Here is a 24,319-nt window from a genome sequence, read left to right on the forward strand (position 1 = left end):
ATAACTAATGAAAAGATTAATAAACCAAGTCCCTTCAAAGACAACTAACTTGTTTTTAGGGCTATTACCTTTTTTATTGATAGCGATAGTTTATATAAGTTCTTCAAATGCGAGATTGGCTGAGAACCCAAATGATAAATTATTACCCTCAATAGAAAAGAGTATAAACTCTATGAGTAAGTTGGCTTTTGAAAAGAGTAAAAGAAGTGGAGAATATGTGTTATTGAATGATACTCTTTCTAGTTTAAAAAGATTAGCTATGGGAGTAGGAATTAGTGCTTTATTTGCTCTTTTAGTTGGGGTTACTATAGGGATTATTCCTTATGTGACTTCAACTGTTTCACCTTTAATTTGGTTCTTTTCATTAGTTCCAACTATGGCTTTATTGCCTATTTTATTTATAGTATTTGGTCTAGGAGAGGTTTCTAAAGTGGTGTTAATCATTTTAGGAATTGCTCCAATTATGACAAGAGAAATTTACCAAAGGGTAAAAGAAATACCAAGTGAACAAATCATAAAGGTTCAAACACTTGGTGCTAATACTTGGCAGATTATCATAAGAGTTATAACTCCTCAGATTTTACCAAGATTAATTGATGCAATAAGATTGACTTTAGGAACTGCATGGATTTTTTTAATTTCAGCAGAAGCAATTGCAGCAACTGAAGGTTTAGGATATAGAATCTTTTTGGTTAGAAGATATTTAGCTATGGATGTAATTTTACCTTATGTTCTTTGGATCACATTGTTGGCTTTCTTAATAGATTTTATTTTAAGAATTTTTAACCAAAGATTGTTTCCTTGGTTTGGTAAGGAATAACTATGAATCTAGTAGAAGCAAAAAATATATGGAAAATATATGGTGATAGTATAGTTTTGGAAAATTTGAATTTTTCTATGAAAGAGGGTGAATTTTGTACTTTAGTTGGACCTTCAGGGTGTGGAAAAACAACATTTTTAAGAATGCTTTTAGGAGTAGAGAATCCAACAAAAGGGAAACTGTTTTTTGAAGGAAATGATTACCCTCAAGAACCTAGTGATGAAAGGGGTATCGTTTTTCAACGATATTCTACTTTAAGTCATTTAAATGTAATTGATAATGTAATTATTGGTTTAGAGTTTGAATCTTCTAAGTTTTTTGGAAAACTTTTTGGAAGCAAAAAGAAAGAAGCTTATGAAAAAGCCGAAGAAATTTTAAAAGCAGTAGGTCTGCAAGATGCAAGAAATAAATTTCCCCATGAATTAAGTGGAGGAATGAAACAAAGGTTATCAATAGCTCAGTCTTTAGTTAAAAAACCAAAGCTTTTACTTCTAGATGAACCTTTTGGAGCATTAGATCCAGGTATAAGTTTAGATATGCATGAATTACTTTTAGATATACACTCAAAGTTAAACTTTGGAGTTGTGATGGTAACCCATGATATAAGTGAAGCTTTTAAATTAGGAACAAGAGTTTTAGTATTTGATAAAGTGAAAGTTGATGAAAAATATCCAAATAGATATGGGTCAACAATAGTTAATGATATAGATTCTAGTAAGGAAAGAAAGAATGTTAAGAAGTGATAAAGTTGTATTAAGTGAGACCTTACCTTCAAGTGTAAAATGGTCAAAAATTATAAAAAGAGGTCAAACAGTAAGATTAAAAGCCTTAGGTGAAAATGCCAGTTTAAGTGCAATGTTTTATAACGCTTTTAATACAGCAGAGAGATTTAATAGTGCTGATACAGTTAAGGTTCAATGGAACGCTTTTTTAGGTAAAGGAAAAGTTCTTTTATCTGAAATGGGAAGAGTTCTTTTTGCAGTTACTGATGATACAACTGATGGATTATTAGATGTATTAGGTGGTATTAGTAATGAAAGAGTTATTAAAGAAAATTTTGGTGGAGAAGCAACTTATCAAAGTTGTAGAAATGGATATCATAAATCAGATAAAGAGAATTTTTTAATTGAACTTGGAAAATATGGAATGACAAAAAAAGATTTAATAGAAGCTCTTAATCTGTTTAGAAAAGTTGATGTAAAAGATGGTTCAAAATTGGTTTTAAATGAAAGAACTGCAAAAGAGGGTGAATATATTGAGTTAACTGCTCATATGGATATTTTACTTATTTTATCAAATACCCCACATGCAATGGATAAAAGTGGAGTTTATAATTCAAGTGATGTTGAAATTACTATTTTTGAAAGTGTTGAAATCAAAGATGACGATTATCTTGATTATTCAGAAGAGGCTAAAAGAGGCTTTATTAATACTAATAGATATTTTGTATAAGGATTTAAGATGTCAAAAAATATAGAAAATGCAATTTATAATGAAAAACTACCATCAGGACTTCCTTGGGGAAAAGTTATAAAAAAAGGTCAAACATTTAGAATAGTTGATTTAGAAGGTTGTCAAGCGGTTGATACACTTTTTTATAATGCTAATAATGTAAATGATAGATATAGTGCAACAGATACAATTAGAGAGCAAGGTAGTATTTTTATAACAACTGGAACAAAACTTTTAAGTAGTGATGATAATGTTTTAATGGAAATTGTTGAAGATACTTGTGGAAATCATGATACTTTAGGTGGACATTGTAGTGCTGAAAGTAACTCTGTTAGGTTTGGACTTGATAAAAAATATATGCATTCTTGTAGAGATAACTATTTAACTATTGTTTCACAGCTTGAGATGAATCCAAAAGATATTACAAATAATATAAACTTTTTTATGAATGTTCCAGTAGAGGAAGATGGTCATTTAGCAATTGTTGATGGTATTTCAAAACCAGGAGATTATATTGAGATGGAAGCACAAATGGATACATTAGTTTTAATTTCAAATTGTCCTCAATTAAATAATCCTTGTAATGGATATAACCCAACACCTATTCAATTAATTATTTGGGATAAATAGTTTGTATATTTTTTATATAAGAACTATTTATTAAATAATAAAAAACAACACAAAAACAACACTGTTTTTTTATACTTAATAAAAATTATGAAAAGAGGAAAAATGTTTAAAAGAGTATTGATTGCAAATAGAGCAGAAATTGCAAATAGAGTTATTAAGACATTAAAAAATATGGGAATTGAATCTGTAGTTATTTATAGTGAAGCAGATAAACATGCCTCATTTGTAATGAATTCAGATATAGCCGTACCATTACATGGAATATCTTTGAATGAAACCTACCTAGATTTTAAAAAGATTATTAATATTTGTAAAGAGTATGAAGTAGATGCAATACATCCAGGGTATGGATTTTTAAGTGAAAATGTAGAGTTTGTAAAAGAGTGTGAAAAAAACGGCATTGTTTTTATAGGACCAGATTCTAAGCATATTGAAGATTTTGGTTTAAAACATACTGCAAGAAAAATTGCCAAAGATAATGGTGTACCATTGTTAGAAGGAAGTGAACTATTAAGCAGTTTAGATGAAGCCAAAACAACAGCTAATACGATTGGATATCCTGTGATGTTAAAAAGTACTGCTGGAGGTGGTGGTATTGGTATGAAACTTTGTTTCGATGAAGAAGAGCTTGTTTCTGCCTTTGATAGTGTAATAAAACTTGCAGGTTCCAACTTTAGTAATAGTGGTGTCTTCTTAGAAAAATATATTCAAACTGCACGACACATTGAGGTACAAATCTTTGGTGATGGACAAAGAAATGTAAAAACATTAGGTGAAAGAGATTGTTCTATTCAAAGAAGAAATCAAAAAGTTATTGAAGAGACACCAGCCCCAAACTTAAGTGATGATTTAAGAGAGCAACTTTTTGAAGCTTCAAGAAAACTAGCCCTTGCCGTAAACTATAAAAGTGCAGGAACAGTTGAGTATATCTATGATACCCAAACACAAAAGTTTTACTTCTTAGAAGTAAATACAAGACTGCAAGTTGAACATGGTATTACTGAAGAAGTTTGCGAGGTTGATTTAGTTGAGTGGATGGTACGAATTGCAGCAGGTGATAATACACCATTGCTTGAGTATAATCACAATCCCAAAGGTCATGCTATTGAAGTTAGGGTATATGCTGAGGATGCCAGCAAAAACTTTCAACCTAGTACTGGACTTATTACAAAAGTGGAGTTTCCAAGTGATATTAGGTGTGATTCATGGATAGAGGACGGATGTGAAGTAAGCCCTTTTTATGATCCCTTATTAGCAAAACTGATTGTTGTAAGTGAAACTAGAGAAGAGAATATCTCAAAACTACAAGAGGTTTTAAAACAAAGTAGAATTTATGGGATTGAATCAAACTTAACGTACTTAGAGCACATCTCAAAAGAGCAGTTTTTTACAAATACTTCATTTTATACAAAAGTCTTAGATAGTTTTGAATACAAGCCTTGTAAAGTGGATGTCTTAAAATCGGGTACTTTAACGACTATTCAAGATTATCCTGCACGTCAAGGGTATTGGGCTGTTGGTATTCCACCATCAGGTGCAATGGACAGTTTGACACCAAGACTTTTAAATAAGCTTCTTAACAATGATGAGAATGCATCATTTATTGAGATGACATTTATGGGTGCAACTTATAATTTCAGACAAGCAACTACCATTGCTATTGGTGGAGCAAATATGCAAGCAAAACTAAATGGCGAAGAGATAAATATGTATGAGCCAATTAGTGTAAATGAAAATGATATTTTAGAGTTTAAAAAAGTTATTGGAAATGGAAATAGAACTTACTTAGCAATCACAGGTGGATTTGATGTAGCAAAATATTTAGGAAGTGCTTCAACTTTTACTCTTGGAGAGTTTGGTGGACATGGTGGAAGAGCTTTAAAAGCAGGAGATGTATTAAGCTTTAATGCAACAAAACAAAAAGAGTTTACACCACTTCAAGATCAAACACAACTTACTGATGAATGGGAAATAGGTGTGGTATATGGACCACATGGAAGTCCAGATTTTTTTACTCATGAAGATATTAAAATGTTTTTTGAAAGCTCTTGGGAAGTACACTTTAATTCAAGTAGGACAGGTGTAAGACTTATTGGTCCAACTCCATCTTGGGCTAGAAAAGATGGTGGAGAAGCTGGATTACACCCTTCAAATATCCATGATAATGCCTATGCCTTTGGAAGTATAGATTTTACAGGAGATATTCCAATCATTTTGGGACCTGATGGTCCAAGTCTTGGGGGTTTTGTATGCCCTGTAACAATTGTCTCATGTGAATTATATAAAATTGGACAAGTTAAAGCAGGAGATAAAATCAAGTTTAAACCAATAAGTTTAGAAAATGCAGATAAAATGGTTAAAGCTTATGAAGAAGCTATTACTTTAAATAAAAATTTACCTAAATTGGATGATTATATTATAGACTTTGATGAAAAGGTAGAGAGTCCTATTGTAGAAAAACTTAACTATAATGAATTAAATATGGATATTATAATAAGAGCTGCAGGGAATGAATTTTTATTGGTTGAAGCAGGAGAACTTAAACTAGATATCGAGCTTAGATTATTTATTCATGCTTTAATGGGCTATATTGAAGAAAAAAATTTAACTGGAATAATTGATTTAACTCCTGGTATTAGAAGTTTACAAATCCATTTTAATTCTCAAGTTATTAGTAGAAAGTTAGTTATAAAAACAATAATATCTGGAATTAGTTCTTTAAGAGATATTGAAAATTTAGAGGTAGATTCTAGAACAGTTTGGCTTCCACTATCTTGGAATGACCCTTCAATTCAACTAGCTATTAATAAATATCAACAAGTGGTACGCCCTGATGCACCTTGGTGTCCTTCAAATATTGAGTTTATAAGAAGAATAAATGGACTTAAAGAGCAAGAAGAAGTTAAAGATATAATATTAAGTGCAGATTATTTGGTTATGGGATTGGGCGATGTGTATTTAGGTGCACCAGTTGCAACACCACTAGATCCTGCACAAAGATTAGTTACTACTAAATATAACCCAGCAAGGACTTGGACAGCACAAAATTCTGTGGGTATTGGTGGTGCATATATGTGTGTGTATGGAATGGAAAGTCCTGGAGGATATCAACTTTTTGGAAGAACCTTACAAATGTGGAATACTTATAGACAAACTAAAGAATTTAGTAAACCTTGGTTACTTAGATTTTTTGACCAAGTTAAGTTTTATCTTGTTTCTAGCGAAGAATTACACGAAATTAGAGAAAAATTTTTATATGGGAAATATCCTTTAACTATAGAACATAAAAGTTTCAAATTAAAAGAACATAAAGAGTTTTTAGTTAAAAATAAAACTAGACAAAAAAATTTCCAAACAATAAGGGGAAAAGCCTTTGAAGATGAAAGGTTAATGTGGAAAGAGAAAGGTTTAGATAAATTTACTCCTAAAGCTGAAACCATAGAAGAGAAAGAACAATTAATTTTAGCAGCTGATGAAGAAGTTGTTGAATCAATCATGTCTGGAAATATCTGGAAAATTGAAGTAAAAGCTGGAGATAAGGTAGAAGCAGGTGAAGTTTTAGTGGTACTTGAATCTATGAAAATGGAAGTAGATATAGAAGCAGAAGTTTCTGGAACTATTACTAAAATATTATATAAAGAGGGTGATAATATAGAAAGTGGAGATATTTTAGTAGTTATAAAAAAGGATGAAAAATGAATTTAAATATCGAACTTCTAAGAGAAAAATATCTAAGTGGTGAGCTTAAAGTAGAAAAAGTAATCTCTTCTATTTTTGAAAAAATAGAGCAAACAAAAAATTATAATATTTGGATTTATACTTTAAATAAGCAGGAGTTAGAGCCATATTTAAAAAATTTAAAAACTAAAAAAATTGAAGATTTGCCATTATATGGAATCCCTTTTGCCATAAAAGATAATATAAACTTAGAAAATATTCCTACAACAGCTGCTTGTAAAGAGTATAAATATATTCCAAAACAATCTGCTTTTGTAGTAAAACAATTAATTGAAGCTGGTGCAATTCCAATAGGAAAAACAAATTTGGATCAATTTGCAACAGGACTTGTTGGAACAAGGAGTGATTATGGTGAGTGTAAAAACTCTATAAATCCTGAGTATATTTCAGGTGGCTCAAGTTCTGGAAGTGCGGTAAGTGTTGCTTTAGAAATGGCAAGTTTTTCTTTAGGAACTGATACAGCAGGTTCAGGAAGAGTTCCAGCTGCTTTTAATAACTTAATTGGAGTAAAAGCAACTAAAGGAGTTATTAGTACATCAGGAGTTGTTCCTGCTTGTAGAAGTTTGGATTGTGTTACTATTTTTGCAAAGACATTAAGTGAGGCAAAAACTGTTTTTAATGTGGCAAATAAATATGACAAAGAAGATATTTATAGTAGAGTTTATACTCCTTCAATTAAAAAAGCAAAAAAAGAGTTTACTTTTGCAATACCCAAAAAAGAGAATTTAGAATTTTTTGGTGATGAAAAAGCAAAAGATTTATATATAAAAGCAGTTGAAAAGTTTGAGTCTTTAGGTGCAACAGCAGTTGAAATAGATTTTGAACCATTTATTGAAAGTGCAAATTTACTTTATAGTGGACCTTGGGTAACTGAAAGATATATTGCAATAAAAGATATGATTACAAATCATGAGGAAACTGTAAATAAAACAGTTGGAACTATTGTTAAAAGTGGTGAAAAAATAGATGCTATAAACTATTTTGAATCAGAGTATATTTTGAAAAAAAATAGAAAATATGTTGATGAGGTATTAGAAAAGTTTGATTTTATATTAACTCCTACAACTGGAACAATATATAAAATTGCTGAGGTAAATGCAAATCCAATACAACTTAATACAAATCTTGGATATTACACAAACTTTATGAATTTACTTGATTTAAGTGCTATTGCACTTCCAGCTGGATTTAGAAAAAATAAACTTCCTTTTGGTGTAACAATAGTTGGTGATAATTTTGATGAAGAACTACTATTTGAATATTCTTCAAGATATTTATCAAAGGATTAATTATGCAAGAAGATGAAATTTTAGTAGGTGTTTGTGGTGCTCATATGAGTGGCTTAGCATTAAACTGGCAATTAGTTGAACTTGATGCAAAATTTGTTAAAAAAACACAAACAAAAAAAGGTTATAGACTTTTTGTATTAGAAAATAAAGACCCTATAAGACCAGGTATGATTTATGACAGCTCAAGTAGTTCTCAAATAGAGCTTGAAGTGTGGTCAATTAAGGTTGAAAACTTTGGAAAATTTATGAAGCAAATTGCTTCTCCTCTTTGTATAGGAAGTGTTTTTTTAGAAGATGACTCTTATGTTTATGGATTTTTATGTGAGGCAGATTTTTTAAAAGATGCCAAAGAGATAAGTGAGTTAAAGAGTTGGAGAAATTTTTTAAAGTAAAATAAAAACTCATTAAGAGTTTTTATTTTGTTATTTCTTTAGCGTATTTTAATCCCAAATCAAAAGCTTTATTATTTATATCATGAACTTTTGCAGGAACTTTAGAAAGCATTGTTTTTCTTAAAATATCATTGTCTACTGTATATCCTGTCATATGGTTTGCAATTGATAGGGCAAGTACTGATTGTGTAATTACATTTCCCACTTCTTCTTTTGCTATAGTAATAATTGGAATTTCATATATTTTCCATTTTTCTCTATCTTCTTGTGTTGGTTTTACCAAGTTTGGTTCTATTACAATAGTTCCACCAATTTTTACACCACTTTTAAATTGGTCGTATGAAATTTGTGCTACTGAAAGCATAAAGTCTATTTCTCCATCATTTGCATATGGATATAAAATTTCTTCATCTTCTAAGGTAATATCAACAACAGTTGGACCACCTCTTACTTGAGAGGTGTAAGTAGCTGTTTTTAATCCATACCCTCCAGCCTTTATTTTAGCAGCTGCAAAAATCTCACCAGCAAGAAGTACACCTTGTCCACCAACACCAGTAAATCTCATCAATGTTTTAGCCATAACTTCTCCTACATTTCTACTTTTGTATTATTTTGATGTGCTTCTTGAACCAATTTATACATTTGTGTATATTCATTAGCTTCTTTATCTTGCTTTAAAATTCCAGTTGGAAAAAGTTTTGCTTTTTCTTCACTTTCTTCTAATTTATCATATTTCATTTTAGCCATTGTAATTTCATCAATCCATTGAAGGTTTTCCATAGCTGTACCCATTTTATTTTTTCTTCCAAGGTTTACATGGCAATTAGAAAAAATATCAAAAAATGAGTATCCTTTGTGTTCTAAACCTTTTACAAAAATTCTTTCAAGTTTTTTAGGGTCTAACATTGTTTCTCTTGCAACAAAACTTGCTCCTGCTGCTATAGCTAAATCACACGCATTAAAAGTAGGGTCTATATTTCCTCTTTTCATAGTAACAGTCCACATTCCTTGTGGAGTTGTAGGACTTGTTTGTGAGTTTGTTAATCCATAAATAAAATTATTTATAACAATTTGGTTAATATCAATATTTCTTCTACATCCATGAATTGTATGGTTTCCTCCAATTGCTAAACCATCGCCATCCCCTGTGATACAGATTACTTTTTTTTCAGGATTTGCTAGTTTTATTCCAGTTGCATAGGCAATAGTTCTACCATGGGTTGTATGTACAGTGTTACAATTAATATATGAAGAGAACCTTCCTGAACAACCAATCCCAGACACAACACAAACATCATCCATATTCCAACCAAGTTTATCAATTGCACGGATTAATGCTTTTAATATTACACCATCTCCACAGCCCCAACACCATAAAGTTGGCATTTTATTTGTTCTTAAATATTCATCATAATTAAATGCCATTTTATAATCCTTTTACTTTTTCAATTATTTCTAAAGGAGCAATTGGTCTACCATTTGATTTAAATAAGGTTGCTAAATCTCTTCTTCCACTTGCTCTTTGTATTTCTTGAATATATTGACCCATATTTAATTCTATAACTAAAGTTTTTTCAATCTTATCACACCACTCTTTGATTTTATTTTCTGGACTTGGCCAAAGTGTAATAGGTCTAAATAATCCTATTTTAATACCTTCTTTTCTTAATCTACTTATAGCTTCTCTTACAGATAAAGCAACTGATCCATAAGCTATTATCATAATATCTGCATCATCTAACATATATTCTTCATAAGCTTCCACTTCATCAAGGTGGGCGTCTATTTTATTAAATAGCCTATTCATAAGATTTTGACAGGTATTTGCATCTTCTGTTGGATGACCTGTTTCATCATGATGTAAACCAGTAAAGTGATATCTATAGCCTTGAAACATTGGATTTAATATAGCAGGTTCATCTTCTTTTACCCCATAAGGTTTATAATCTTTAGGTGCTCCTTCAAAAACTCTTCTAGGGATAATACTATTTTTTATTTCTTCTAAATCAGGGATTATAGCTTTTCCACTCATATGTCCAATTGTTTCATCAAGTAGTAAAAAAACAGGTTGCATAAATCTATCTGCTAAGTTAAAGGCTCTTATTGTTTGAGTGTAACACTCTTCTAAAGTAGATGCACAAAGAGTAATTGATTTAAAGTCTCCATGTGTTGGAGCTTTTACTTGATTTATATCTCCTTGTTGTACTCTAGTAGGAAGTCCTGTTGATGGTCCACCTCTCATTACATCGATTATAACCAAAGGTACTTCTGCAATATAACCTAAACCAATATTTTCAGCTTTTAATGAAATTCCTGGTCCAGAAGTTGCTGTTAAGGCTCTTTTCCCACTCATTGCTGCTCCTAAAGCAGCACAAATTCCTGCAATTTCATCTTCCATTTGGATTGCAGCTCCACCATTTTTTGGTAATAAGTCTGATAATGTATGCATAATTTCACTTGATGGAGTAATAGGATAACCTCCAAAGAATTTACAGCCAGCATCAACAGCTGCAAGTGCTGCTAATTCATTACCTGTTGATATTAATTCTCTTGCCATTTTTACTCCTTAAGGCTCAAGTTTTCTATAATTGTTTTTTTTGATAGCTTCAGATCTTTGTTTTGCTTCTTCTGTAAGTTTTGCAAATTTAAACTCTTTTTTATCTGCTACATATATTGCAAAATCAGGACATGATAATTCACATTCCATACAGCCTATACATGAGTCTTTTTCTATAACTTCCACCATTGCCCCTAATGTTGAATGGGGTTCTTGTCTCATAGCAAGAACTCCAGCTGGACAAACTGATACACATACATCACATGCTTTACATCTATCTTCATTTACCCATACAGGAGTATTTGCAGGAGCATTCATTATTGACATATGTTCTCCTTTTCATTTTTTTTATAAATATATATACTTATTCTAAACTATTATTAAAGAATATTAACTAAATATTATATATAAAATATAATTAAAATATTCTGTCAAACACTTATTTTAAGGGAAGTTCAAAATCTTTGTAATATTGATAATTTATTCTTTTCTCTCACTAAATTTAAATATATTATTAGATATAATTGGAAAAATTTATTTAGGGGAAACTTTGCTTTTATATCAACCAAGTAATGGGTATTGTTACAATAGTGATACTCACTTTTTACATAATTTTATTTCTGAAAATTTAAAAAAATTTAAAAATATAAAAGGTAATTTACTTGATATTGGAAGTGGAAGCGGTATCTTAGGTTTATTAGTAGCAAGGGATTATGATAGATTAAAGCTTAACCAATGTGAAATTCAAGATGCTTTTCAAGAACTTTCTTATAAAAATGCACAGTGCAATAAAATAGAAACTTTCTTATATAAAGGGTCTTTTTTAGATTTAGAATTTGATAAGTTTTTTGATATATGTGTATCAAATCCACCTTTTTATCATAGTAGTGTTATAAAAAGTGAAAATGAAAATATTAAAATAGCAAGATATAATGATAGCTTGCCTTTAAAGCAATTTATAAAAAAAGTTTCAAATATTTTAAAAGATGGAGGCAAATTCTTTTTCTGTTATGATGTAAAACAATTAGATGATATAATAGTTTATTTAAAAGAGTATAAATTAAATATTGAATCATTACAATTTGTTCATCCAAAAAAGCATAAAGATGCTACTTTAGTTTTGGTTTATGCTAGAAAAAATTCTAAATCTCTATTAAATGTTTTAAAACCTTTAGTTGTTTTTGAAAATGAAGATTTTACACAAGAGGTTCAAGAAATATATAAAAAATCTTCAACACATAGTATAAAAGTAGAAATATGAGTTTAGTTAGAAAAGATGGGTATGATTTTGCTTTTAATCCAAAAGGTTGCGAAACTTGTGAGGGAAATTGTTGCATAGGAGAAAGTGGCAATATTTGGGTTAATAAGCAAGAAATAGAAAATTTAAAAAATCATTTAAATATATCATTAGAAGAATTATCTAAAAGTTATATAGAAAAAAGAGGGTATAGATATAGTATAAAAGAGAGAAAATTAGCAGAAGACAATTTTGCCTGTATCTTTTTTGATTTAGAAAAAAAACAATGTGGTATTTATGAAGCTAGACCTACTCAATGTAGAACATTCCCATTTTGGGACTATTTTAAAAAGAATAAAGAAGAGGTTATAAAAGAGTGCCCAGCTATAAAAGAATTTTAATATTATTATTTACAGTATTTATTGTATTTGGTTGTAGTAAATCAAATAGTAACTTGATTAGTAAAGATTTTAAGTATGAACAAAATCAAGAAGAGAATCAATCAATTTTATTTGCTTTAGAATATATCAAACAAGGAAATAAACAAGAAGCGAGTCAATTATTTTATAACCTATACCAAACTACTTTAAATGATGAATATTTACTAGAATATGTAAGGCTTAATTTCTCAATGAGAGAATATAAAGAGGTTATTTCTATTGTTGATAAGAATTTAGAGAATATTAAAAATAGTGAAGATAAGATTTTAAAAATTTATGCTTTAGCTTTGATACAAACTAAGAATTTTGATAAAGCAGAGATGATTTTGAATAAATTACTTAAAAAGTACAATACTGATTCAAATAAAGAGTTATTAGCAAATATATATTTGCTTAAAAAAGATTATGTAAAAGCTAAAGAAATTTTTAAACAAATTTATACAAACTCATTAACTTCAAGCTCTTTACTTAATCTTGTAGATATTATGTATTCTTATTTAAATGAAAAACAAGAAGCTATAAATTATTTAGAATCACATTTAAAACTTTATGGTTGTACAAATCTTATTTGTTCAAAACTATTAGGTTTTTATCAAGAACAAAATGATATTGATGGTGTAATTTCTGTTTTAAAAAAGACTTATAATAGTTTTAAAGAGACAGGGAATGATTATACTTTACAAAAGGTATATAAACTACTTATATATTACTTAGAAAAAAAAGATATTAATGAAGCAATAAGTTTTTTAGAAGAAAGTCAAGCAGATGATGAAAAGTTATTATCTTTATATCAAACAGCAAGAAAAACAGACAAAGCTTTATTTTTAGTAAAAAAACTTTATGAAGAAACAGGAAATATTGATTATCTTGCACAAATTGCAATGTTAGAGTTTGAAGTTGCAAAAGATAAGAAAAAAGTATTAAAAGATGTAATTAAAAAATTTGAAGATGTTTTAGCTGTATTAGATAATCATATTTATCAAAACTATTTAGGATATCTTTTAATAGATTTTGATATTGATGTTAAAAAAGGTTTAACTTTAGTAAAAAAAGCTTTAGAAAAAGCACCGAATAACTTTGCATATATAGATTCTCTTGCTTGGGCTCAATACAAATTAGGGGATTGTGAAAATGCAAAAATCAATATGAAAAAAGTTGTTGATGGTGTTGGATTAAATGATGAAGAAATAATAAATCATTGGGAAAAAATTAAGGAGTGTAGTAAGTGATATTAGATGAAATAAATAAAAGAACATTAGAAGACGTCGAAAGAAGAAAAAAAGAGTATTCTTTAGATTGGTTGGGAAGAAGTTTAAGTGCAAACCCTTATCCTCCAAGAGATGTTAAACCTTATTTAACTTCTACAAAAGAAGAGCCAATAAGAATAATTGCGGAAGTAAAAAAAGCAAGTCCTAGTAAAGGTGTTATAAAAGAAGACTTTGATCCTTTGAAAATAGCTCAAGAGTATTCAGAAAATGGAGCAAATGCCATTTCAGTTCTAACTGAACCTCACTACTTTCAAGGTAATTTAGAGTATCTAACTCAAATAAGAAGATATGTTCCAACACCTTTACTTAGAAAAGATTTTATTCTTGATAAATACCAAATAGTTGAAGCCTTAGTATATGGAGCTGATTTTATTTTACTTATTGCAAAAAGTTTAAGTACCAAACAATTAAAAGAGCTTTATGAGTATGCTTTACATTTAGGTTTAGAAGTATTAGTAGAAATTCATGATAAAGAAGACTTAAAAAAAGCTATGCACTGTGGAGCAAATATAATTGGTATAAATCATAGAAATCTTGAAACCTTTGAAATGGATATGAATCTTTGTGATGAATTAATTCCTATGATTCCAAATGGAAAGATTATAGTTGCTGAAAGTGGAGTAAGTAACATAGAAACTATAAAAAGATTAAGTTCAATAGGAGCAGATGCTTTCTTAATAGGAGAACATTTTATGAGAGTTCCATCTATTGAAGAAGAACTTAAAAAATTTAAGAGTGCTTTAGCATAAAATAACGCTAAAGCTCTTCATCAAATACTTTACTTAGAATTTCACTTTCACTTAATTCTTTTTTTGCTTGTGTTTTTGGTGGATTCTTTATGAGTAATACCATCTCTTTTAAATCATCTAGATTATATTTTGTAAGGTTATTAAGTAAAGTATCATTAATCATTTCTTTTTTTAGTGTATCATTATTGATCATTTTACCTATTACTGTTTGAAGATTTTTTCTTGTTCTTTCAAATACTTTTTCTTCTTTTGTAAGAACTTTACACTCTTTTTCCAAGTAAGTAATTAAACTATCACCTTTGTATTTATATGTTTTTACTGAATTATATACAAACTCTTGAGATTTAACATCTTCTAAATATACATTAGTAAATACATATCCTCCAACTTCAACTAGTCCAACTAAAGATCTAACTGGATTATGAGAACAGATGAAATCTTCTTTTACTCTTACAGGAGCATATTCTAAAGAAGTAATATTATTTCTTAAAACAATAAAGTTTTTATTTACTTCAATTGGTCCACCTTTTAAAGATACTAATTCATTTTTGAAAGCTAAAAAGTCTCCACCGACTCTTTTAGGACTTCCTTCTAAGGTAGTTAGTTCATTATCACTAATATCGAAATCCCCTTCTACTTCATGAAATCTAAGAGGAAGTTTTGAAAGATTTTCTAATTTTCCTGAAAGTCTAACATCTCCGTGAACTCTTACTGAGTTGTCTGGAAGTACATTATACTTTTTGATTCCATTTCTATGAAGCCATCTTTCAACTTCATCTTTCGTAGTAAGTGCTAATAAAGGTTTGTAGATATGTCCAATTACCTCTTCACCTTTATATTTCCACATTTTCTTTTCATCATCAAAGTTTCTCGAAATATGATTTAAAGAAATATCAGTAAAAAGGTTCCATGAAATCTCATCGGCTATATCATTAAGATTTTTTAATTGATTCCAGTAGCAAGCATAATCTTGTCCAACTGTAATAGGTCCACCCCTAAGTAATTCTAATCTATTTTTAGAACAGTCAAAAGTTCCTTCTACATATTTTGGACCACCTTCTAAAGTTGTTAGTACATTATTAGAGCAATTAAAAAAACCAGTAATACTTCTAGGCGCACCCTCAATTGATTCAAGTCTATTATTTGAACAATTATAGTAACCATTAACTTCTTTTGGTCCATAAGATAGATTGTTTTTTAATTCATTATTTGAGCAGTCAAAATCTCCGACTTCATTTGGTGCACCAAAAAGTGAAGTTAATTGATTATAAGAACAATTGAAGTCCCTTACTACTTTTTTTGGCGAGCCTTTTAAAGAAGTAAGATTATTATTTGAGATGTTAAAATATCCATCAATTACATCAAACTTTATAGGTAGTTCATTTTCGTCAATTTTCCCTTCTAAGTTAACACTTCCATGAACAGTTATGTATAAATCTTCAGATATAGTGAAGTTTTCAACTCCTTTTTTTGTAAGCCATTTTTTAACATCATTTACATCATTCATCTAAGACCTTTAAAAAATATGAGAAAATATTTTTTTTAAATTATTTTCTATTATATCATAGTTTAATTTATACTTTATTCAATAAATTATTTAAATAAAGTAGAGCCAACTCTAATCATATTAGAGCCACAAGCAATGGCTAATTCAAAGTCAGAACTCATTCCCATTGAACAGTATTTTGGATTATATTCTTTTAATTCATCAAAAATAGATTTTGTTATTTTAAATGAATTAGTTATTATTTCCCTATCTTCTACATGTGCTCCAATACTCATAATACCTTTTAATTTTATATTTGAACACTCTTTTGATATTTTTTCATAAACTTCTTTTGCTTCTTCTGGAAGCACACCTGCTTTACTGTCTTCTTTTGCAGAGTTTATTTGAAGAAGACAAGACATTGTTTTATTTTTTGTTTTTAGTTTTTTATTTAATTCATATGCTAATTCAAGAGAATCTAATGATTGCATTAAAGTAGGGTTTAAATCAATTAAATTGTTAATCTTATTTTTCTGTAATCTTCCTACAAAGTGCCATTCAAGTGGTAGTTCATCAAGTTCTTGTGATTTTTGTTTTAAATCTTGAACTTTATTTTCTCCAAAAGCTCTTTGACCTGCGTTATATAACATTGCAACATCTTCAGCATTAGAGTATTTAGAAATACCAATTATTTTAACAATATGATGTTCTGAAACTCTAAGTCTTGCTGCTTCTACTTTTGAAATAACTTTATCTAAATTTTTAACAGCTTTATTTTTATCCATTTTTTATCCTAATAATCTATTTAAATCATTGTATATTCCAAGTAGCATTAAGGAAGCTAAAATTACCCAACCAGTAATTGTTAAATAAACAAATACTTTATCACTTGGTTTTTTTCTTGCAATAATCTCATAAAGGTTAAACATAATATGCCCACCATCTAAAGCAGGAATAGGAAGAAGGTTTAGAACACCTAAATTAACAGAAATTAGTGCTGTAATTGCAAGTAAAGCTATAATTGAAGATTCACTTGCATCAGAAATCACCTTTCCTATTGTAATAACTCCACCAATTTCACTACTTGGAATAATTCCTTGAATTAATTTTTGTACACCTAAAAATATCATTTTAGAAGATTCTATAGTTTTATCCCATGCATAAGATAGTGCTTCAATTGGGTTGTGATAAATAGTTACAAGTTTTGGAGCAGGAGATATTCCAATCATTCTTTTTTTAATATTTTCTTTAAACATATTTTGTGTATCTGAAATATGTGGTCTTATGATTTTTGAGATAAGTTCTCCATCTCTTTTTAGGTAAAATTGTAAAGCACCTTCTGTTGAAATTATAGTTTTACCAATATCTTCCCAAGTTTTAATTTCAGTGTTATTTATTCTAATAATTTCATCGCCAGATTTTATTCCAGCTTTAAGAGCAGGAGAGTTTTCTTGAACTTTACCTACTGTAGGGCTTAGTGTATTTGCTCCTGCAAGGGCAATTATAAAATATAAAATTGCTGCAAGTACAAAGTTTGCAAAAGGTCCTGCAAAAAGAATAACTATCCTTTGCCAAGGTTTTTTATTATTATAAGAGTCTGTTCCTTCTTCATAAAGACCAGGTTTAGTGTCATCTTGCCCTTTCATCTTTACATAACCACCAAGGGGAATTAATGCTATTTGCCATTTTGTTCCTCTATACATTTTAGAAAAAATTTGTTTCCCAAAACCAATTGAAAAAACTTCAACTTTTACTCCAAAATATCTTGCAGCTAAAAAGTGACCTAATTCATGAAAAAACACTAAAAAAGAAAGAACAAGTAAAAAAGTTATAGTACCCAATTGAAAAACTCCATTTAAACTTTAAAATAATCTCTTGTGTACTCATATCCTGAATACATAGTTAGAACAACAGCAATCCACAATAGTGTAGTTGCAAAAGGCCAATTCATAATTAAAAAACCTATAGCAATCATTTGAAATACAGTTTTAATTTTTCCTGCCATAGTAGAAGCTACATTTTTACCTTCACTTACGGCAACAACTCTGAGTCCTGTTATAAAAAACTCCCTTGAAAGTATTAAAAATACTGCCCAAGCAGAAGCTCTATCTATAATCATTAGACCAATAAATCCTGCAAGTATTAGCATTTTATCTGCAAGAGGATCTAAAATAGCACCTAACTTTGTCATTTGGTTCCATTTTCTTGCAATAAAACCGTCAAAAAAATCAGTAACTGAGGCAATAACAAAAATTAAACCTGCAAAATAATCAAGCCAAGAAGGATGCCATGAAGCGAAGATTGTAGAATCTCTTTCAACTAAAAACCATAGCATTAGCGGAGCTAATACTATTCTAAAAAGGGCTAGTGTGTTTGGTAGATTTAAGGTTTTTGGCATTATTTAAATGTTGTCCCACCATCAACAATTAGAGTATGTCCTGTAACCCATGATGCTTCTTTTGTACATAAGAAGTAGCAAGATTGTGCTAAGTCTTCAGGTTGGCCAATTCTATTTAAAGGAGAGTATTCAGCAGTTTTTGCTTTAACTTCTTCATAATTTGTAAATGCTTTAAGAGCATCTGTATCAATAGGACCACCTGATACTGCATTTACTCTAATATTCATTTCTCCAAGTTCCGTTGCAGCATATCTAACCATAGCCTCTACAGCTGCTTTATTTGTTCCATGACCTGCATAATTTTCAATATATACTAAGTTCCCTGTTGAAGATAAAGAAACAATAGCTCCTCCTCCAACTTTTTCCATTCTTTTAGCTGCTTGTTGCGAACCACATACAAAGGCATTTACTGTTGCTGTATAGATATTATTTAATCCTCTTGGTTTTAGTTTCATAAACTTACCATAACCACCAACTACTGCTCTACCATAAATCATAGCATTTGAAATAAAGAAATCAACTCTATCAAAATCTTTGTCAATTTCTAAAAATAGTTCTTTATATTTTTCTGGTTCAAGTATATTAAAAGGATATGCCTTGCATTTTACTGCATACTTTTCTTCAATATCCTTACAAATATTTTCAGCAATTTCAGCATTTGAGTTATAAGTAAATGCTACATTAACACCATTACTTGCAAATTTATAAACACACTCTTTTCCAATACCTTTTGTACCACCAGAAATTACTAAAGTTTTCCCCTTCATTTCATTACTCATTATTTAATTACCTCATATTTTTCTAACGTTTTTTCTAATTTTTTCAAGTTTTCTGCACTTGGAGCAGTTAAAGGAAGTCTATATTCTAATGTATCTAATAATCCTGCAATATACATAACTGCTTTAATTGGAATAGGATTACTTTCACAGAAAAGTACAGAATTTAAAGAGTACAATTCTTCATTTATTTTTTTTGCATTTGCAAAATCACCTTCTAAACAAGAATGAACAAGTTTTGATTTTAAATTAGGTAAAATATTTGCCGTAACTGAAATATTTCCTTTCCCTCCACTTGCTAGAATAGGGAAGTCAATGGCATCTTCTCCTGAAATAATAACTAATTCTTCTCTTTTTGATTGTAGTTCTACAATTTTTTCAATAGAACCACTTGCTTCTTTTACTGCATAAATATTTGCAACATCATCATAAAGTCTAATAATTGTATCTGTTTCAATTGCAACTGCTGTTCTTCCTGGAACATTATAAAGCATAAAAGGTATTTCAACTGATTGAGCAATTGCTTTATAATGTTGATATAAACCTTCTTGTGTAGGTTTATTATAATATGGTGTTACTGATAAAATCCCATTAGCTCCTACTGACTGAGCATGTTTTGCAATATCACAAGCTTCATGTGTAGCGTTTGAACCTGCACCTGCAATTACTTTTGCATTTGTACCTTTACATGTTGCAACAGCAACTTCTATACAATCTTTGTGTTCTTTATGAGATAAAGTTGCACTCTCTCCAGTTGTTCCCACAGGTACAACTACGTCTATACCTTGTTCTATTTGTCTTTTTATAAGTGCTTCATATTTTTCTAAATCAACTTTTCCATTTTTAAATGGTGTAATTAATGCTGTCATTGCACCTGTCATAATATCCATATAGTTTTCCCTTCTTTAATTTTTTTCTTTTTTTAATATTACTGTTGTAGAATTTTTTTTATTTAAATATTTCTTTGCAACTTTTCCAATATCTTCTTTTTTTAGTTTTTCGATATTTTTTTCATATTCAAAAAGAGGTTTAATATTTCCTCTTACAAAATAATTTCCATATAAAGATGCTACAGAACTTGAATTTTCAAGTGAAAAAATAAAATCAGCTTTTGTATTGATTTTTATTTTTTCAACTTCTTTTTTTGTAATCTTACCATTTTTTATATTTTTTATGATTTTATCAAATTCACTTTTCACATCTTTTGCTTTAATTCCCTCATTACAAACTGCAACAAATAAGAAAAGCCCTGGATCTGTAAGTTCTAAATTATATGCATAAACAGAGTTAACCATTCTTTTTTCATCTACTAATATTTTTTGTAGATATGAACTTTTTCCTGAGCTTAATAATTCACTTAATGCACTTAATGCCACTTGATCTTTATGTTCATAATTTGGAATATGGTATGCAACAGCTAACATCTCAACTTCACTATCTTTATAAATAGTAATATTCTTTTCACCATCTTGTTCTGGTTCAATTGTATGTATTGTTTGAGGTATCTCTTTTTTATTTGCTATTTTTGCAAAATATTTTTCACTTGCTTTAAAAACTTCTTCTTTTGATATATCTCCAGCAACTACAATAACTGCATTTTTTGGTTGATAATATGTAGAGTGAAAATCTCTTATATCCTCTATTGTCCAGTTTTTGATGTCTTGTGTAAATCCAATTGGAGTCCAGTGGTATGGATGATAAATATAAGCATTATTAAATAATCTATATTGTAAATATCCCATTGGGTTATTATCTGTTCTCCATCTTCTTTCTTCTGCAACTACATCTCTTTCTGGTTGGAATTCTTCATCTTTTAAAGTTAAGTTTTCCATTAATTCTGCAAAAAGTTCTAAAGACTTTTCCATATTTTTAGAACTTGACTTAATAAAATATTTTGTGTAGTCAAAAGATGTTGAAGCATTATTAACTCCTCCAAATCCTTTAACTATTTCATCAAATTCTCCTGCTTTTAAACTTTTTGTAGATTTAAAGTTTAAATGTTCTAGCATATGGGCAATACCACTTTTACCCATAATTTCATTTCTACTTCCTACATTATAAAAAATATTTGTCGAGACAACATTAGAACCATTATCCATAGGAATAGCTACTATTTGTAAACCATTTTCTAATGTTTTTGTATGATATTTTAATAAACTATTAGCCATTAAATCTCCCATAAAAATTGTAAATAGTGAAAAATGAAAAATAAATATTTTTATAATTCTAGTTTTTGTCATTTTTCAAACCTTAATTATTTTAAATCTGAACCTATTACTTCAGAAATATGATTATATCCATCTTTCTGCATAAGTTCTAAAATTTCTTCATTAATTTTCCTAATCATTGATGGACCTTCAAAAACAAGTCCTGAATAAGATTGAACTAATGAAGCACCAGCTTTTAACCTTCTATATGCTTCTTCTCCTGTTGAGATTCCTCCAACAGAAATAAGTGTTGTTTTACCATATAATTCTTTTGCAATTTCTTTAAATAGTTCATAAGATTTTTCAGTTAAACAAGCTCCACTTAATCCTCCAAAATCTTGTGCATTTGGAACAAGAGAATAATCAATTGTTGTATTTGTCGCAATTATTCCAGCAGCTCCTGCATTTACTGCCGTTTTACAAAGCTCAATCGCAACATCTACTTCCATATCTGGAGCAATCTTAAGAAAAATTGGTTTATCAGTAAGTTCTTTTGCCATTGAAAATAGCTCATTGATAAATTTTTCATTTTGTAAATCTCTAAGATTTGGTGTATTTGGACTAGAAATATTTATTACTAAATAATCACTTGTATCTTTAAATTTTCTAATTAAAGCCTTATAGTCCAAAAGTGCATATTCTTCCGGTGTTGTTTTATTTTTACCAATATTTGCTCCAATCGGAATAGTAAAAGGATAAACTTTTTTTAGATTTTCTAGTACTTTTGCTGAACCTTCATTATTAAATCCCATTGCATTCTGAACTGATTTTTGCTCTGGATATCTAAACATTCTAGGCTTAGGGTTTCCTTCTTGAGCTCTTGGAGTCATTGTTCCAATCTCAGTAAATCCAAATCCCAATGCAGGCATTGATTTTATCATTGTTGCATTTTTATCAAAACCTGCAGCTAATCCAACAGGGTTTTTAAATTCTATTCCAAAGATTTCTTGACTAAGTTTTGGATTTAAAATAAAGTTTTTCTTTACCATATAATTATTAAGCAATCTACAGTTTGGTAAGATTCTTAAAGCATACTCTCCTAAATGGTGAGCTGTTTCAGGTTGAAACATAAATAGGACTTTTTTAAGTGTGTTATAGGTAAACAAATATTTCCTTTTTATAAAATTTCAATATTTTATCTAAAAAGTATTGAAAAAAAGTTGATGTTAGATATTTGCAAGGTTATAAAGTCTTTGATACTCTTTACAATTGTTTAAAAGATTTTCTTCTTTATCTATACAAACAATTTCACCTTTTTTAAATACTGCAATTTTATCTGCATTTTTTATAGTACTTAATCTATGAGCAATTACAAATACAAATCTATTTTTTGATACTTCATCTATTACTTCTGAAATGATTGATTCACTTTCATTATCAAGTGCTGATGTAGCTTCATCTAAAATAAGAATTTGAGGATTTTTATATAAAGCTCTTGCAATCGCGATTCTTTGTCTTTGCCCTCCACTTAAATTTGTTCCAAACTCATCTAATTGGGTGTTTATCCCTTCTGGTAATTGTTTTACAAAGTCATATGCATGAGCTTGTTTTAATGCTTTAATTACTTTTTCTTCATCTAATTTATGCCCATAAGAAACGTTTGAAGCAATAGAGTCATTAAAGATATAAACTCTTTGGGTTACTATTGATATTTGTTTTCTTAAATCTTGTATATTTATATTTTTTATCTCTTTTTTATCAAAAAGAATTTTTCCTGAACTAATATCATAAAATCTAATAAGAAGATTTATTAAAGATGATTTTCCACCACCACTATCACCTACTAAAGCAAATTTTTCGCCTTTTGAAGCTTCTAAATTAATATTTTTTAGTGCTGTAAAATTTTCATATTTTAATTCTACATTTTCAAATTTTATTTTTTCAATATCTGTAGGCATTTTTTCTTTACCAGAAAGAATTGTTGGATTAATATCATAAACAGTTAAAATTCTTTCATGGGCTGCAATTGCATCTTGAAGTTTATTATACACTGATGAAATTCTTTTTAAAGGTGTATATAACATAAAAAGTGCAGCAATAAAAGACATAAAAGCACCAGCAGTTAGCTCTCCTGAAATAACTTGTGTTCCACCATACAAGATTACAATTGCAGCTGCAATTGCTCCTAAAAACTCCATAATAGGAGAAGTTAGTTCCGATGTTTTAACTGCTTTTATATTGATTCTAAAAAAGTTTTTATTGTGTGTTTCAAATTTTGATAGTTCTGTTTTTTCTGTTGAATTTGCTTTTATAATTTCTACATTGTTAAAGACTTCACTTAAATGGGAAGTTATATCTGAAGCACTTTCTTGTGAACGAAAAGATAATTTTTTCATTTTTTTTGCTAAAATTGCTAAGGGATATATTGCTAAAGGTAATACAACAAGTCCATAAAAGGCTAATTCAGCACTTTGGTAAATAACTACAAAGATTAAAGCAAATACTGTAAGAGACTCTCTGATAAAATCTGCAATTAGATTTGATACTGCTGTTTGTATTCTATTTATATCATTTGTAATTCTTGAGATTAATTCTCCACCATGTTTTTTTTGAAAAAATTCAATATCTAAAGTCAAGATATGAGCTAAAAGTTTATCCCTTACAATTCTAATAATATCTTGACCAATATAAGAAGTATAATAAACTTGGATATATTTACCAAAACCTTGTGCAGTTTGGGCTAAAATTAGAAAAATAGGCACTAAATATAGCATTTCTTGGTCTTTTGCTATAAATACTTCATCCAGTAAAGGTTTAACAATATATGCTAATCCTGCACTTCCTCCTGAAACTAAGATAATACCAATTAGTGCGAAAAATATTTTTAATTTATAGTTTTTATAATAAGGTACATAATATTTAAAAAATTCTTTCATTTTT

At 29.0% G+C, this 24,319-nt stretch carries 24 protein-coding genes; 11 read left to right on the top strand and 13 right to left on the bottom strand.

From position 1 onward, the window contains the following. Window positions 1–7: 7 nt before the first annotated feature. The 7 genes from CP965_RS00530 (at window position 8) to CP965_RS00560 (ending at window position 8,321) form a co-directional block, all read left to right on the top strand. A complete protein-coding gene (locus CP965_RS00530) occupies window positions 8–820 on the top strand; it encodes an ABC transporter permease (RefSeq protein ID WP_129060077.1) in 813 nt (270 codons plus the stop codon). Between the two features lie 2 nt (window positions 821–822). After that, window positions 823–1,563 (top strand): ATP-binding cassette domain-containing protein, encoded by a 741-nt coding sequence (locus CP965_RS00535; protein ID WP_129060078.1) that lies wholly within the window; start codon window positions 823–825, stop codon window positions 1,561–1,563. Continuing rightward, window positions 1,550–2,272 carry an urea amidolyase associated protein UAAP1 gene (locus CP965_RS00540; RefSeq protein ID WP_129060079.1) on the top strand — a complete coding sequence of 241 codons (723 nt, stop codon included), beginning with the start codon at window positions 1,550–1,552 and terminating at the stop codon, window positions 2,270–2,272. The genes CP965_RS00535 and CP965_RS00540 overlap by 14 nt, the downstream gene beginning before the upstream one ends. Before the next feature lie 9 nt (window positions 2,273–2,281). After that, a complete protein-coding gene (locus CP965_RS00545; RefSeq protein ID WP_129060080.1) occupies window positions 2,282–2,902 on the top strand; it encodes an urea amidolyase associated protein UAAP2 in 621 nt (206 codons plus the stop codon). 102 nt (window positions 2,903–3,004) lie between these two features. Next, window positions 3,005–6,601 (top strand): urea carboxylase, encoded by a 3,597-nt coding sequence (uca, locus tag CP965_RS00550; protein ID WP_129060081.1) that lies wholly within the window; start codon window positions 3,005–3,007, stop codon window positions 6,599–6,601. After that, complete coding sequence (gene atzF, locus CP965_RS00555) at window positions 6,598–7,929, top strand: allophanate hydrolase (RefSeq protein ID WP_129060082.1); 1,332 nt, start codon at window positions 6,598–6,600, stop codon at window positions 7,927–7,929. Before uca ends, atzF begins: the two co-directional genes overlap by 4 nt. A gap of 2 nt (window positions 7,930–7,931) precedes the next feature. Next, window positions 7,932–8,321 (top strand): allophanate hydrolase-related protein, encoded by a 390-nt coding sequence (locus CP965_RS00560; protein ID WP_129060083.1) that lies wholly within the window; start codon window positions 7,932–7,934, stop codon window positions 8,319–8,321. Between the two features lie 22 nt (window positions 8,322–8,343). On the opposite strand, the gene CP965_RS00565 is transcribed toward CP965_RS00560, so the two are convergent. From CP965_RS00565 to CP965_RS00580, 4 genes are read right to left on the bottom strand one after another with little or no spacing between them, the layout of a single operon-like run. Next, window positions 8,344–8,901, bottom strand: a complete 558-nt coding sequence (locus CP965_RS00565; RefSeq protein ID WP_129060084.1) for a 2-oxoacid:acceptor oxidoreductase family protein — start codon at window positions 8,899–8,901, stop codon at window positions 8,344–8,346. Between the two features lie 8 nt (window positions 8,902–8,909). Then, window positions 8,910–9,746, bottom strand: coding sequence for a 2-oxoglutarate ferredoxin oxidoreductase subunit beta (locus tag CP965_RS00570; RefSeq protein WP_129060085.1), 837 nt, complete (start codon window positions 9,744–9,746; stop codon window positions 8,910–8,912). A 1-nt stretch (window position 9,747) separates the two neighbouring features. After that, a complete protein-coding gene (locus tag CP965_RS00575; RefSeq protein ID WP_129060086.1) occupies window positions 9,748–10,878 on the bottom strand; it encodes a 2-oxoglutarate synthase subunit alpha in 1,131 nt (376 codons plus the stop codon). Window positions 10,879–10,887: 9 nt separating this feature from the next. Continuing rightward, complete coding sequence (locus CP965_RS00580; RefSeq protein ID WP_129060087.1) at window positions 10,888–11,205, bottom strand: 4Fe-4S dicluster domain-containing protein; 318 nt, start codon at window positions 11,203–11,205, stop codon at window positions 10,888–10,890. 223 nt (window positions 11,206–11,428) lie between these two features. Here CP965_RS00580 and CP965_RS00585 point away from each other — a divergent pair, with 223 nt between their 5' ends. Genes CP965_RS00585 through trpC form a run of 4 tightly spaced genes read left to right on the top strand, consistent with a single transcriptional unit; the run spans window position 11,429 to window position 14,572 of the window. Beyond that, window positions 11,429–12,139 (top strand): tRNA1(Val) (adenine(37)-N6)-methyltransferase, encoded by a 711-nt coding sequence (locus CP965_RS00585; RefSeq protein ID WP_129060088.1) that lies wholly within the window; start codon window positions 11,429–11,431, stop codon window positions 12,137–12,139. Continuing rightward, window positions 12,136–12,516: a YkgJ family cysteine cluster protein gene (locus CP965_RS00590; RefSeq protein ID WP_129060089.1), complete on the top strand. Its 381-nt coding sequence runs from the start codon at window positions 12,136–12,138 to the stop codon at window positions 12,514–12,516. The genes CP965_RS00585 and CP965_RS00590 overlap by 4 nt, the downstream gene beginning before the upstream one ends. Next, entirely contained in the window at window positions 12,492–13,784 is a 1,293-nt protein-coding gene (locus CP965_RS00595) for a tetratricopeptide repeat protein (RefSeq protein WP_129060090.1), read from the top strand. Before CP965_RS00590 ends, CP965_RS00595 begins: the two co-directional genes overlap by 25 nt. Beyond that, window positions 13,781–14,572: an indole-3-glycerol phosphate synthase TrpC gene (gene trpC / locus CP965_RS00600; RefSeq protein ID WP_129060091.1), complete on the top strand. Its 792-nt coding sequence runs from the start codon at window positions 13,781–13,783 to the stop codon at window positions 14,570–14,572. The genes CP965_RS00595 and trpC overlap by 4 nt, the downstream gene beginning before the upstream one ends. Window positions 14,573–14,579: 7 nt before the next feature. Here trpC and CP965_RS00605 read toward each other — a convergent pair whose 3' ends face one another. The 9 genes from CP965_RS00605 to CP965_RS00645 form a co-directional block, all read right to left on the bottom strand. Beyond that, window positions 14,580–16,079 (bottom strand): hypothetical protein, encoded by a 1,500-nt coding sequence (locus CP965_RS00605; protein ID WP_129060092.1) that lies wholly within the window; start codon window positions 16,077–16,079, stop codon window positions 14,580–14,582. Window positions 16,080–16,165: 86 nt separating this feature from the next. Next, window positions 16,166–16,843, bottom strand: a complete 678-nt coding sequence (locus tag CP965_RS00610) for a YggS family pyridoxal phosphate-dependent enzyme (RefSeq protein ID WP_129060093.1) — start codon at window positions 16,841–16,843, stop codon at window positions 16,166–16,168. A gap of 3 nt (window positions 16,844–16,846) precedes the next feature. Continuing rightward, entirely contained in the window at window positions 16,847–17,899 is a 1,053-nt protein-coding gene (gene rseP, locus CP965_RS00615) for an RIP metalloprotease RseP (RefSeq protein ID WP_129060094.1), read from the bottom strand. A gap of 14 nt (window positions 17,900–17,913) precedes the next feature. Continuing rightward, entirely contained in the window at window positions 17,914–18,456 is a 543-nt protein-coding gene (gene pgsA, locus CP965_RS00620; protein ID WP_129060095.1) for a CDP-diacylglycerol--glycerol-3-phosphate 3-phosphatidyltransferase, read from the bottom strand. Beyond that, complete coding sequence (locus CP965_RS00625; protein WP_129060096.1) at window positions 18,456–19,235, bottom strand: enoyl-ACP reductase; 780 nt, start codon at window positions 19,233–19,235, stop codon at window positions 18,456–18,458. The genes pgsA and CP965_RS00625 overlap by 1 nt, the downstream gene beginning before the upstream one ends. After that, window positions 19,235–20,122, bottom strand: coding sequence for a 4-hydroxy-tetrahydrodipicolinate synthase (gene dapA, locus CP965_RS00630; protein WP_129060097.1), 888 nt, complete (start codon window positions 20,120–20,122; stop codon window positions 19,235–19,237). Before dapA ends, CP965_RS00625 begins: the two co-directional genes overlap by 1 nt. Window positions 20,123–20,137: 15 nt before the next feature. Next, window positions 20,138–21,400: a M16 family metallopeptidase gene (locus CP965_RS00635; RefSeq protein ID WP_129060793.1), complete on the bottom strand. Its 1,263-nt coding sequence runs from the start codon at window positions 21,398–21,400 to the stop codon at window positions 20,138–20,140. 86 nt (window positions 21,401–21,486) lie between these two features. Further along, a complete protein-coding gene (locus tag CP965_RS00640; RefSeq protein ID WP_129060098.1) occupies window positions 21,487–22,545 on the bottom strand; it encodes a quinone-dependent dihydroorotate dehydrogenase in 1,059 nt (352 codons plus the stop codon). A gap of 60 nt (window positions 22,546–22,605) precedes the next feature. Continuing rightward, window positions 22,606–24,315: an ABC transporter ATP-binding protein gene (locus tag CP965_RS00645; protein WP_129060099.1), complete on the bottom strand. Its 1,710-nt coding sequence runs from the start codon at window positions 24,313–24,315 to the stop codon at window positions 22,606–22,608. Window positions 24,316–24,319 lie beyond the last annotated feature (4 nt).

It is taken from the genome of Halarcobacter mediterraneus, assembly GCF_004116625.1.
Taxonomy (GTDB): domain Bacteria; phylum Campylobacterota; class Campylobacteria; order Campylobacterales; family Arcobacteraceae; genus Halarcobacter; species Halarcobacter mediterraneus.